This is a genomic window from Micromonospora narathiwatensis (assembly GCF_900089605.1).
Classification (GTDB): Bacteria; Actinomycetota; Actinomycetes; order Mycobacteriales; family Micromonosporaceae; genus Micromonospora; species Micromonospora narathiwatensis.
In genome coordinates this window covers 6,494,837-6,506,942 of the sequence record NZ_LT594324.1, presented here as the reverse complement: position 1 = coordinate 6,506,942, position 12,106 = coordinate 6,494,837, and the positions used below count along the sequence as shown (strand labels likewise).

The following is a 12,106-nucleotide window of genomic DNA, read 5'->3' as shown; positions in this document are numbered from 1 at the left end:
GATCGAGACTGATCAGTTCAATGCGTTGCGTGACGGCAGGTTGACAGAAGTGTCGATGATTGGCGGCGGCGTGAACCGGTTTTCGGCGCCAGCGCGGCCCGCTCAGATGCCGCCGTCGACGTGCAGGGTCTCTCCGGCGACGTACGAGGACTGGTCGCCGAGCAGGAAGATCACCGCGTTGGCCACCTCCTCCGGCCGTCCGTAGCGCCGCAACGCGATCATCTGGGTGTGGCGTTCGACCTGCGCCCGGCGCTGCTCCGAGGAGTCCCGCGCCGCCTCCTCGGTTTCGATCGTGCCCGGGGAGACCACGTTGACCCGGATGCCCCGCGGGCCCAGTTCCTTGGCCAGCGAGCGCATCAGCCCGACGAGGCCGGCCTTCGCCGCCGTGTAGTGCGCCCGCCGCGGGATCCCGACCATGGCCGCCCGGGAGCCGATGACCACCACCGAGGAGCCCGCGGTCATCAGCGGCAGCACCTTGTTGACAACGAGGTAGGCCGCGGTGAGGCTGGTGTCCACCACCCGACGCCACTCCTGGGAGGTCAGTTCGCCGAACGGCACCTGGCTGATCACCCCTGCGTTGTGCACCACACCGTGGATCGTCCGGTAGGTGCTCCGCGCCTCGTCGGCGAGCCGGTCGACGTCCTCCGCGTCGGTCACGTCGGCCCGGATCAGCCGATGGCCGCCGGGCGTCTCCTTCAGTTGCTGGGCGAGCGCTTCGATGTGCCCACCCTCGGTCCGGTAGCAGGCGACCACATTCGCTCCGGCGGCGGCCAGGCCGAGGGTGAGTTGCCGACCGATGCCCCGGGTTCCTCCGGTGACGATGACGTTCCTGCCGGCAAGTTGACCGGTCATGGTTCCTTCCCCTCTCTGGGTGTGCCCGGCCCGCTTCTTCTGCCAGTGGAGGGTCACCGGAAGACGGCGACAGCCACCCGCGAAAAGCGAGCCGGATACGGACGAGCAAGATGCGAGCCGGGATCACGGGCGGATGTGCCCGGCCCAGTTGGATGGCACCCGGCCGGGCTACGGCCGCTCGACCCGCCGGTGAACGTTGAGATGGCGTCACCGGGACCCACGACGCTGCGGGCGTACCGGCGGCCGACCGGAGCACCTGCGGTCGCGGTGCCCGAAGCCCGGTGGAGGCAGTCAGCCGACGTCGATGCCGGCCGGGGCGACGCCCGGATCAGGTGTCGGTCAGGCGGCGTCCGGTGACCACGGGGGCACCGGATCCGACCTCAGCGGCCGGCGGCCGAGTGGCCGGCCGATGGTGGCAGCGGGATGCGGTTTCCATCGTCTCGCCATGCTTGTCTCCTGCCGTCGCGACCACATGGCAACGTCGCCGGTCCATGCGTCAGGCTAGCAACGGTGGCCCGATTTACGCCAGTCAAGGTGGACCTTACGGATAAGTCCGTTACATGGATCCGGTTCGGGTCCGCCGCCCTGCCTGTGGTCCGGCCGGCACACCACCGCGCCGGTCCAGGATGGGCGGCACCGGTCGGTGCGGGTGGCGGCCGTCAGCCGTGGGTCACGGCGGGCAGCGGTCGCGCCGGTTGCGCGGGAACGCTCGCGTTCGGCGGTGGCAGGATCGCGGTCACGACGAGTCCACCGCCGTTACGGGGGTAGGCGTGCACGGTGCCGCCGTGCGCCTGGGCCACCGCCCGCACGATCGACAGGCCGAGCCCGAAACCGCGTCCGGCACCGGCCCGGTCGTCGGCGCGGCCGCGGTCGGCGTTCGACCGAGGGCCGGCCACGCGCTCGTGGCGTAGCCGCCGGAACGGTTGGAAGATCGTCTCGATGTCGTAGCTGGGCACCACGGGGCCGGTGTTCGCGACCACCAGGGTGGCGCGACCGTCGACAAGGCCGGTGCTGACCTCGATCTCGCCGCCGGCCGGCAGGTTGTGCCGGACCGCGTTCTCCACCAGGTTCTGCGTCAGCCGCTCCAGCAGCACCGGGTCACCGACCGTGGGGGCGGGCGCGAGCCGCCGGCGTACGGTCAGCTCCGGCGCACCGGCCGCCTGGTCGAGGACGTGTCCGGCGATCTCGGCGAGGTCCACCGGGTTACGGTCGACCACCTGCTGCTCGGAGTCGGCGAGGGTGAGCAGCCCGTCGATGAGCCGCTCGTGACGTTCGTTAATCGCCAGCAGGGTCTCACCGAGCTGCCGCAGCTCGGCCGGGGCGCCCGGCCGGGACATCGCCACCTCCAGCAGCGACCGGTTGAGCGCCAGCGGCGTACGCAGTTCGTGCGACGCGTTCGCCACGAACCGCCGCTGGCCGTCGAAGGACCGGTCGAGCCGCTCCAGCATCAGGTCGAACGTGTCGGCCAGCTCCTTCACCTCGTCCCGGGGGCCGTGCAGCGCGATCCGCTCGTGCAGGCCCCGCCCGGCCGCGCCGGCATCGGCGATCCGCCGGGCGGTGCCGGTGATCTGGTGCAGCGGTTGCAGCGCCCGCCCGGCGATCAACCAGCCGAAGCCGAGGGCGACCGCAGAGATCAGCAGCAACGCGACGCCACCCTGGGTGAGCAGCGACTCCAGGGCCGTCCGCTTGGCCTCGTCCTGGGCCTCCTGGAGCAGGATCCGCACCTGTTCGGCCGCGCCGCTCGGGTTGGGCAGCTTGCCGAGCGGGTTCGTCTGGACGACCTGGGCCCGGGCGAAGACACCGTTCAACGGCTGCCGTAGCCGCTGGTCGACCAGAACGTACGTGACGCCGAGCAGAATGGTGCCGGCGAGCAGCAGGAGGCCGCCGTGGACCAGGGTCAGGCGCGCGCGGATGGTCAGTCGCTTCACCGGATCTGATACCCCACTCCCGGCACCGTCTCGACCACCTGCGGGTCGCCGAGTTTGCGGCGCAGCTTCATCACGGTCACCCGCACCACGTTGGTGAACGGGTCGATGTGCTCGTCCCAGGCCCGCTCCAGCAACTGCTCTGCGGAGACCACCGCACCGCCGGCCCGTACCAGCTCCGCCAGCACCGCGAACTCCTTGCGGGACAGCGCGACGTACCGGCCGTCGCGGTGGACCTCCCGCCGGGCCGGGTCGACCACGATGCCGGCCCGGCTCAGCTTCGGGGGGACCGCCGGCCGGGCCCGGCGGCTCAGCGCGTGCACCCGGGCCGACAGTTCGACCAGCGCGAACGGTTTGACCAGGTAGTCGTCGGCGCCCAGGGCCAGGCCGGCCACCCGGTCGCGTACCGCGGCGGCGGCGGTCAGCATCAGCACCCGCGTCTCGACGCCGCTGTCCACCACCGCCCGACAGACGTCGTCGCCGTGCACCACCGGCAGGTCCCGGTCGAGCACCACGACGTCGTAGTCGGTGACGCCGAGCCGTTCCAGGGCGGCGTCACCGTCGTACGCGATGTCCACCGCGAACGACTCCCGGCGCAGCCACTCGGCGATGGAGTCGGCCAGCAGCGTCTCGTCCTCGACCACAAGCACTCGCACCGTCCCATGGTGCCCCGGTCCTGGATAACACCGCCGTTAACGCCGACGGTTACGCCCCGGATACCGCCGCTGCGGTCAACTCGTCCCTACCGGCCGGCGATCCGCGCCGACCGCGAGGAAGGAGTTGTGCCATGCGCCTACGGGCGTCAAGATCACTGCTCGTCCTGCCCCTGCTGCTCGGGCTCTCGGTCACCGGCTGCGCGGGTACCGATCAGGACCGGGAGCAGGTGGCCACGGCCGGCGGCGGCACCGCCACTGCCTCGCCCAGCGCGAGCGTGGTGCAGGTCAGCGACGAGGACCGGCAGCGCGAGTTCGCCAAGTGCATGCGGGAGAACGGGATGCCCGACTTCCCGGACCCGGAGCCCGGCGAGGGCGGCGGATTCCGCATCCGCATTCCGGCCGGACAGGACCGGGAGAAGGCGCAGGCGGCCGTGGAGAAGTGCCGCGACCTGATGCCCAACGGGGGCAAGGCGGTCAAGCTCGACCCGGAGCAGGTGGAGCGGGTGCGCCAGCTCGCCCGGTGCATGCGGGAGAACGGGGTGCCGAACTTCCCGGACCCGGGTCCCGACGGCGCCCTCGAAATCAAGGGCGACGCCGGCTTCGACCCGGAGAGCCCGACGGCGAAGGCCGCGCTGGAGAAGTGCCGGCAGGGCGACACGCCGCTGATGATGAAGAGGACCCAGTGAGCGCGAGGAGTGAGCCGGGTCTGCGAGCCCCGCAGTCGGGAACGGAGACCGACACCGCGAGCGCGAGGAGTGAGCCGGGTCTGCGAGCCCCGCAGTCGCGAACCGAGGGCTCAGTGAGCGCCGGCACCACCATGCCGGCCGAGCTGGCACCGGCCACGACCGCGCCGGCCGGAACGGCGCTGGTGGGCGGCGGGCGGAAACGTCGCCGCCGCCGCGCGCGTACCCCGTTGGTGATCGCCTCCGCGGTGGTGGTCGCCGCCGCCGCGGGGGCCGCGGTCGCGGTCGGGGCCGACGGGCGCACCGGGGGTACGGCGGCCAGCGGCGGGCTGCCGCCGGCGACCGCCCAGGTCACCCGGCAGACCCTGGTCGACTCGGAGAGCTTCGACGGGGAACTCGGCTACGGTGCCACGCACAGCGCGACGCTGCGCACGGCCGGCACCCTCACCTCGCTGGCCGCCACCGGCAGCCAGGTGACCCGGGGCAAGCCGCTGTTCGCGGTCGACGACGCCAAGGTGGTGCTGCTGTACGGCTCGCTGCCGGCGTACCGGACGCTGGGGCCCGGCATGTCCGGCGCCGACGTGCGGCAGTTCGAACAGAACCTGAAGGCGCTGGGCTACACCGGGTTCACCGTGGACGACGACTACACCTCGGCCACGGCGGACGCGGTGCGGCACTGGCAGGAGGACCTGGGCCTGCCCGAGACCGGCCGGGTCGAGCTGGGCCGGGTGGTCTACGCCGACGGGGCGGTCCGGGTGGACAGCCACAAGGCGGAACTCGGCGACCCGGCGCAGCCCGGCCAGGCGGTGCTCAGCTACACGGGCACCGCCCGGGTGGTCACGGTCTCCCTGGCCGTCGACGACGAGCGGCTGGCGAAGCGGGGCGCCAAGGTGAGCGTCTCGCTCCCCAACGGCAAGGAGGTTCCCGGAACGATCACCGGCACCGAGACGGTGATCGAGACCGGCAGCGGCGGGGCGGGTGGCTCCAGCGAACCGGAGACCAAGATCGAGGTCACCGTGACCGTGGCCGATCCGAAGGCGCTGACCGGCTTCGAGCAGGCCTCGGCCAAGGTGGCGTTCACCGCCGCCGAGCGTCCGGACGTGCTGACCGTGCCGGTCGCCGCGCTGCTGGCACTGGCCGAGGGCGGGTACGGCGTGCAGTTGGTCGAGGGCGCCAGCACCCGGATCGTCGCGGTCGAGACCGGGCTGTTCGCGTCCGGCCGGGTGGAGGTCTCCGGTGCCGAGCTGGCCGAGGGCGCGACGGTGGGGATGCCGACGTGACCGGCGGCGCGGTTGTCGAGCTGGCCGAGGTGAGCAAGGTCTACCCCGGCGGGGTACGAGCCCTCGACGGGGTCTCGCTGACCGTCCGGTACGGCGAGTTGGTCGCCATCGTCGGCCCTTCCGGGTCAGGCAAGTCGACCATGCTGCACCTGATCGGCACCCTGGACCGGCCCTCCTCGGGCCAGGTACGCATCGACGGGTACGACGTGGCGGGCCTCGCCGATCGACAGCTCTCCGCGCTCCGGTCGTCCCGGATCGGCTTCGTCTTCCAGCAGTTCCACCTCGCCGCGAACGTGCCGGTGCGGGACAACGTGGCCGACGGGCTGCTCTACTCGGGCGTACCCCTGCGGGAGCGGCGGCGGCGCGCGGAGGCCGCGCTGGTCCGGGTCGGGCTGGGGCACCGGCTCGACCACCGGCCGCACGAGCTGTCCGGCGGCGAACGGCAGCGGGTGGCGATCGCCCGCGCCGTGGTGGGTGCGCCCGCGCTGCTGCTGGCCGACGAGCCGACCGGCAACCTGGACTCCGCGTCGGGTGCCGGGGTGCTGGCGCTGCTGCGCGAGCTGCACGAGGCCGGGACCACCATCGTGGTGATCACCCACGATCTGGAGATCGCGGCCGAGCTGCCCCGGCGGGTGCAGATGCGGGACGGCCGGATCGTGGCCGACCAGCGTTCCGTGGGGGTGCCGGCATGAGCGAGCGGGTCAGGCTGGTGCCCGCCCGGATGCGGCCGCGGGACATCGTGCGGGTCGGCGGCGTCGGGTTGCGTACCCGGCCGCTGCGGGCCGTCCTGTCCGCGCTGGGCATCGCGATCGGGATCGCCGCCATGGTCTCGGTCGTCGGGATCTCCGCGTCGTCGCGGGCGGACCTGGACCGTACGCTCGCGCAGCTCGGCACCAACCTGCTCACCGTCGCCCCGGGCAGCGGGCTCTTCGGCGGCGACGCCCAGTTGCCGACGGAGTCGGTGGCGATGATCGGGCGGATCGGGCCGGTGCGTACGGTCGCCGCCACCGGGCTGCTCTCCGATTCGAGGGTGTACCGGTCGGATTTGATCGCCCGGGGTGAGAGCGGTGGGATCGCCGCCCGGGCGGTCAGCCTGGAGCTGCGGGACACGGTGGGGCTGGAGGTGGTCAGCGGCACCTGGCTGAACGCGGCGACCGCCCGCTACCCGGCGGTGGTGCTCGGCGCCACCACGGCGCGGCGGCTCGGGGTCGGCGCCGCCGGGCCGGACGTGCAGGTGCAGCTCGGCGGGCGTTGGTTCACCGTCGTGGGGATCCTGGCTCCCGCGCCGCTGGCCCCGGAGCTGGACCTGTCCGCGCTGGTCGGCTGGGACGCGGCCGCGTCGTACCTGGGCTTCGACGGGCATCCGACCACGGTGTACGCCCGGACGGCGGACACGGCGGTCGAGGCGGTCCGGGCGGTGCTCGGCGCGACGGCGAACCCGGAGGCGCCGAACGAGGTGAAGGTGTCCCGGCCCTCCGACGCGCTCGCCGCGAAGCAGGCCACCGACGAGGCGTTCACCGGGCTGCTGCTCGGTCTCGGCGCGGTCGCCCTCCTGGTCGGCGGCGTCGGGGTGGCGAACACGATGGTCATCTCGGTGCTGGAACGGCGGCCGGAGATCGGCCTGCGCCGTTCGCTCGGCGCGACCCGCGGCCAGGTACGCACCCAGTTCCTGGCCGAGTCGTTGCTGCTGTCCGCCCTCGGCGGGCTCGGTGGGGTGCTGCTGGGCAGCGGGGTGACCGCCGGCTACGCGTTCTCGCAGTCGTGGCCGACGGTGGTGCCGGCGTGGGCGGTGGGCGGCGGGGTCGGTGCGACCCTGCTGATCGGTGCCCTCGCCGGGCTGTACCCGGCGATCCGGGCCTCCCGCCTCGCCCCGACCGAGGCGCTCGCCACGCCCTGACCGGGCGTTCGGCGGCTTGGCGGGTTGTGGTCGGTCACCGGCCACAACCCGCCAGGTCATGCTGTCCGCGCGGCGGGGTCAACGCGGTGGACGCGGTCACGGCGTGGATCCGCCTACCACGTATTGATAAAGGTCCACCACACCGGGATGCTCCTTGACGGCGTCATGGAAGGGGAGCCGGAAGGTGAACCAGTACACGAGGAGGCCCTAGTCAGCGGTGTCGGCTGGTGCTCGTAGGACGGCTCCGGCGCCCGGGTGCTTCCCCCGGGCGCCGGAGGGCCGGTCAGTGGCAGCGCCAGCGGACCGCGCGCATAACGGCGTCCCGCCCGCCCGGCCTCGTGTCGAGCTGGCCGCCGATCACCCGCCCGTCATCGCTCAGGCTCACCGCGATCGCGCCGTACCGGCCGGTGCGCCCGTCGAGGTCCGGCAGCCGCACGAGCCCGGCGTCGGTCACGAATGCGGCGTCGGTGAAGTTGATTGAGCCGACCACCCAGCCCTGGCCGTTGCCTGAGTCCACGATGAGTTCGGCCGGCAAGGGCACGTACTCGCCGCGGGCCAGGTGGTAGCGGACAGCATGCGACTGCCCCGGGCCATGCGCTGCTGGATCCTTGCGGTCTGCGCCGCCCTCGCCTCCGAGTGTCGTGCCGGTGATCCACCCACCCTTGAACGATCTGGGCACGAAGTCGGTCGCCGTGCCGCCGGTGACCTGCGGTAGCGGTAGCAGCTCGGGTTTCCCGCCGGAGCGCCAGACGGCCGCCTGGAACCTGCCGTGTGGACCGTTCTGGACCTTGCCGACGACCGTGCCGTCCGAGTCGACGCCGACGGCGCTCCCCTGCCACGTCGGGCCGGGCACCGGCAGGTCGACGGCCGGGCTGTCCGGCCCGGACCACAGCACCGGCAGCTGCCGGTCGCCGTCCTGCCGGGCCCCGACGATCCGGCCGTCGTCACTGATCGCCCTCGCCTCGCCCGCCGTCACCCCGGGCAGCCGGGTGGCCCTGCCGGACCGCACCACGTACGGCTGCGGCCGGCCGCCGGTCCAGGCGGCACCGACGGCGATGCCGGACGGGCTGACGTCGACCAACTGCTGGTCGGTACCGGGCAGCCGCACCTCCTGGGCATGGTCGCCGTCCCAAATGATCACCGGGTGCGAGAAGCCGTCGTTCGGGTACGAGCGGCCGAGCAGGTACCGGCCGGTCGGGTCGCCGCCGGTGACCACGCTCTTGCCGTACCCGCCGGGGATGGGCAGCAACTCGACCGTGCAGGTGGTTGGCCCGGCCGGCGGCGGAGTGCTGGCGCTGGTCGGCGTACCCGCCGCCATCGGCGGCCCCTGCTCGGCCGGCTGACCGGCCCGTACGGCCAGCGGCACCGCCACCGCCGCCAGCGTCGCCAACCCGGCGACCGAAGCGGTCAGCGTACGGCGGTTGCGACGGCGGCGGCGTGCCTCGCGTACCGCCGTGGCCAGGTCCACGCGAGCCGGGCGGTCGGGTCCGTCGTCGAGCTGGCGCAGCAGTTCGGCGAAATGCTTCTCATCTGATGTCATCACAGCGCTCCCGTCTCCATCAAATCCCGGTCGCCGAGCAGTCGGCGCATCGCGGCAACGCCGTGCGCGGTCTGGCTCTTCACCGTGCCGGCCGAGCAGCCCAGGACGCGGGCCGCCTCGTCCACCGACAGGTCGTGCAGGAATCGCAGGACCAGGACGGCCCGCTGACGCGGCGGCACCTTCGCCAACGCGTCGCGCAGCACCGTCCGATCCTCGGTGCCGTGGTCCTCGGTGCGGCGTACGTCCGGAGGCGCGGCGAAGAGCCGGATCCGCCACCAGCCCTTGCGCTGGCTGTCCAGGAACAGCCGCACCAGGATCGTCCTGACGTACGCGTCGATCTGGTCGGCACGTGACGCCCGGGACCAGCGCTCGAAGAGCCGGACCGCTGTCTCCTGCACCAGATCGTCGGCCTGGTCGCTGTCGCCGCACAGCGAGTACGCCAGCCGGTGCAGCATCGGCAGCCGCGCGCTGATGTACTCGACGTATTCCTGTTCCGAAGCGTCGGGCATCCGGTTACCTCCGTCGGTCCCCCCTACAGACGGCCGCCGGTCGGAAACGGTTGTACGGGCCAGCATGCTCCGCCGAGGATGGCGTCAGTCGGGAAGGTGTGCGATCGCCGCCAGTTGGGCTCGGGATGTGACCCCGAGTTTGGGAAACGCCTTGTAGAGGTGGTAGCCCACGGTCCGCGGGCTGAGAAAGAGCCGCGCGGCGATGTCGCGGTTGGACGCGCCGCCAGCCGCCAGCCGTACGACCTGGCGTTCCTGCGGGGTGAGCACGCTGAGCGGGTCACCGGCCTGGCGCGGCGCCGCCGGCACGTCTCCGGTGGCGCGCAGCTCCGCGCGGGCGCGTTCGGCCCACAGCTGCGCACCGAGTCGATCGAAGATCTCCAGTGCGCCCCGCAACTGCACGCGGGCATCTGCCCGCCGTCGTGCCCGCCGCAGCCACTCACCGTAGGCGAGCCGCGTCCTCGCCAGCTCGTACGGCTGAGCGTCGCCGTGCAGGTGTACGGCCTGCGCGAAATGCGCTTCGTCCTCCTGGACGAGAGCGCGGCAGCGCAGGGCGATCGCGTCCGACGGCGGTTGACGGACCTGCCGCGCCCAGGCGACGTAGCGGGCGAGCGGCTCCTGTGCCAGTTCCGGCTGGCCGCTGCGAATCGCGGCCTCGACCTGGTCCGGGGCGGACAGGACGGCGATGCTGGTGACCGGGATGGCCTGCAACTGCCGGAGGGCTGCGTCCGGCCGGCCCAGGCCGAGTTCCAGCACGCCCAGTGCCCAGCGCCCGGTGGACGCCGCGAGAATCATGCCCTGCTTGTCGGCGTTCGCCACGCCTTCTTCGGCCCTCGCGCGGCATCCCTGCCGATCCCCGAGGTGTGCGAGGACCCAGGCGAGGGTGCACGTCAGGTAGCTCACCCGGTGCTCGTGGCCCAGGTCCGTCGCCAGTCGCAGCCCTGCGTTGAGCGTTGCGGTGGCCTCGCCGTAGCGGCCGAGCCGGCCCAGGGCCAGCCCGTGATCCTGCAGCGCGTGGGCGAGCCAGCCGATCATCCCGCTCTGCTGGCAGTCCGTCACGACGCCGCCGGTGATCTCCGCGGCGAGGGCGGCGCGGCCCAGCGCGAATGACAGCGCGGCGGTGAAGGTCAGTCCGGGCACCCCCAGCCCGGCCCGCCGGTGTTCGTCCACCGCCTCGCTCATGAGCGGGACTCCACCGTCGATGTCCCCGGCCAACAGGCGGGCCAGCCCGAGCGCCCCGGTGACCAGCGGCGATTCGATCGCGGGGAGCGCACGGAGTCCGGCGGCGGCCTCCTCCGCCAGCGTTGTGTCCCCGGCGAACCAGGCGCAGCGGATGGCCTCCACGAGCAGCCAGGTGGCTCGCTCGGCGGAGCGGGCGGCCACGCGGGGGACGCCGTCCATGATGATCCGGCCCGCCGCGAGTGGTGTGCCCAGTTCGAATTCGCGATGGGCGCGTACCTGGACCAGCGCGGCGGTGATCTCCGGGTCGTCCACATCGGGTGTGGCGCGGTCGGCGAGCCGGGCAGCCCGATCCATCAGCCCGGCGTCGCTTGCGGCCAGCGCGGCCGCAGCCAGTCGTCCGGATCGTCGGATCGGGTCAACACTTAGCTCGGCGGCCCGCTCGTAGGCGGCCGCGATCGCGGTGTGGCCCCCACGGCTACGGGCCCGCTCCGCCGCTTGCGCCAACTCCCGGGCGATGCCCTCGTCGGGACCGAGCACGGCGGCGGCCAGGTGCCACGCTCGCCGGTCGGCCGCGTCGATGGCCGACGAGCGGGTGAGCGCGTCGGCGAGGGCCCGGTGTACGGCAAGGCGCCGGGCGGTCGGCGCGCTCTGGTAGGCGGCAGCCCTGATGAGGGGGTGCCGGAAGCCGACCGCGTCTCCGGCGATCTCGATCAGCCGGTTCTGCTCAGCCGCTCCCAGCCCGTCGAGGGTGGCTCCTGCGGCTACCAGCGTCTCCAGCTCACCGGAGCCGTCCGCCGCCGCGATCAGCAGCGCGGTTCGTGCGGGCTCGGCAAGCGCGGCTATCTGTGCTTGGAACGCGTCCTGGACCCGGGCGGCGACGGGCATCGCACCAACCGGTGACAGTCGTCCCGCCCGCTGCTCGGCGCTGAGCGCGGCGGGCAGTTCGATGAGCGCCAGCGGGTTGCCGTCCGATTCCTCGATGAGGCGCTCTCGCACCTGGGGTGGAAGGTCGGCGGGGAGCAGGGCGGCGGCGGCTGCGCCGTCCAGCCCGCTGAGCCGGAGCTCGGGCAGCCCGACGGCAGGGAAACCCTCGCGGGCGGTGAAGATCATGACGACGCCTTCGGCCTCGAGGCGGCGGGCGGCGAACATCAGCGCGTCGAGGGACGCCTGGTCGAACCACTGTGCGTCGTCGATGAGGCAGAGCAGCGCGCCATCTCCGGCGAGGTCGGCGAGCAGGCTCAGCGTGGCCAGCCCGACCAGGAACCGGCTGCGCGGAGCGATGTCGCCCAACCCGAGGGCGCCGTTGAGGGCGGCGGCCTGCGCGTCGGGCAGCAGGTGGATCCGGCCGAGACCGGTACGCAGGAGCAGGTGGAGTGCGGCGAAGGGCAACGTGGCCTCGGACTCGACACCGACGCCGCGTAACACGCGCATGTCCTCCGCCCGCTCGGCGGCATGGTTCAGGATCGCGGACTTACCGATCCCCGCCGGGCCTCGGACAACCAGGGTTCCGCTCCGGCCAGCCCTGGCCTCCGCCAGGAGTCGCTCGACCTTCGCTTGCTCCCCGGCTCGTCCGTACAACACGTCC

Annotated in this window: 10 protein-coding genes; 4 read left to right on the top strand and 6 right to left on the bottom strand. The window is 73.0% G+C overall.

The features are described from left to right. Positions 1–102: 102 nt before the first annotated feature. The 3 genes from GA0070621_RS28825 to GA0070621_RS28815 form a co-directional block, all read right to left on the bottom strand. Positions 103–852 (bottom strand): SDR family NAD(P)-dependent oxidoreductase, encoded by a 750-nt coding sequence (locus GA0070621_RS28825; RefSeq protein ID WP_091201631.1) that lies wholly within the window; start codon positions 850–852, stop codon positions 103–105. A 659-nt stretch (positions 853–1,511) separates the two neighbouring features. Beyond that, positions 1,512–2,780, bottom strand: coding sequence for a sensor histidine kinase (locus GA0070621_RS28820; protein ID WP_091201629.1), 1,269 nt, complete (start codon positions 2,778–2,780; stop codon positions 1,512–1,514). Continuing rightward, a complete protein-coding gene (locus GA0070621_RS28815) occupies positions 2,777–3,433 on the bottom strand; it encodes a response regulator transcription factor (protein ID WP_167667566.1) in 657 nt (218 codons plus the stop codon). The genes GA0070621_RS28820 and GA0070621_RS28815 overlap by 4 nt, the downstream gene beginning before the upstream one ends. A gap of 131 nt (positions 3,434–3,564) precedes the next feature. On the opposite strand from GA0070621_RS28815, the gene GA0070621_RS28810 reads away from it, so the two are divergent. The 4 genes from GA0070621_RS28810 to GA0070621_RS28795 all read left to right on the top strand — a co-directional run bounded on the left by GA0070621_RS28810 (position 3,565) and on the right by GA0070621_RS28795 (position 7,293). Continuing rightward, entirely contained in the window at positions 3,565–4,119 is a 555-nt protein-coding gene (locus tag GA0070621_RS28810; protein ID WP_091201626.1) for a hypothetical protein, read from the top strand. 113 nt (positions 4,120–4,232) lie between these two features. Further along, positions 4,233–5,396, top strand: coding sequence for a peptidoglycan-binding protein (locus GA0070621_RS28805; RefSeq protein ID WP_167667565.1), 1,164 nt, complete (start codon positions 4,233–4,235; stop codon positions 5,394–5,396). Next, positions 5,393–6,088, top strand: a complete 696-nt coding sequence (locus GA0070621_RS28800) for an ABC transporter ATP-binding protein (protein WP_091201624.1) — start codon at positions 5,393–5,395, stop codon at positions 6,086–6,088. Before GA0070621_RS28805 ends, GA0070621_RS28800 begins: the two co-directional genes overlap by 4 nt. Further along, positions 6,085–7,293: an ABC transporter permease gene (locus GA0070621_RS28795; protein ID WP_091201622.1), complete on the top strand. Its 1,209-nt coding sequence runs from the start codon at positions 6,085–6,087 to the stop codon at positions 7,291–7,293. The genes GA0070621_RS28800 and GA0070621_RS28795 overlap by 4 nt, the downstream gene beginning before the upstream one ends. A gap of 283 nt (positions 7,294–7,576) precedes the next feature. On the opposite strand, the gene GA0070621_RS28790 is transcribed toward GA0070621_RS28795, so the two are convergent. The 3 genes from GA0070621_RS28790 to GA0070621_RS28780 form a co-directional block, all read right to left on the bottom strand. After that, entirely contained in the window at positions 7,577–8,833 is a 1,257-nt protein-coding gene (locus GA0070621_RS28790; RefSeq protein ID WP_157740090.1) for a hypothetical protein, read from the bottom strand. Further along, positions 8,833–9,342 (bottom strand): SigE family RNA polymerase sigma factor, encoded by a 510-nt coding sequence (locus GA0070621_RS28785; RefSeq protein WP_091201616.1) that lies wholly within the window; start codon positions 9,340–9,342, stop codon positions 8,833–8,835. Before GA0070621_RS28785 ends, GA0070621_RS28790 begins: the two co-directional genes overlap by 1 nt. 84 nt (positions 9,343–9,426) lie before the next feature. Next, the gene (locus tag GA0070621_RS28780) at positions 9,427–12,102 is read right to left on the bottom strand and encodes an ATP-binding protein (protein WP_091201614.1); all 2,676 of its coding nucleotides are present in this window, start codon (positions 12,100–12,102) and stop codon (positions 9,427–9,429) included. Between the last annotated feature and the right edge of the window lie 4 nt (positions 12,103–12,106).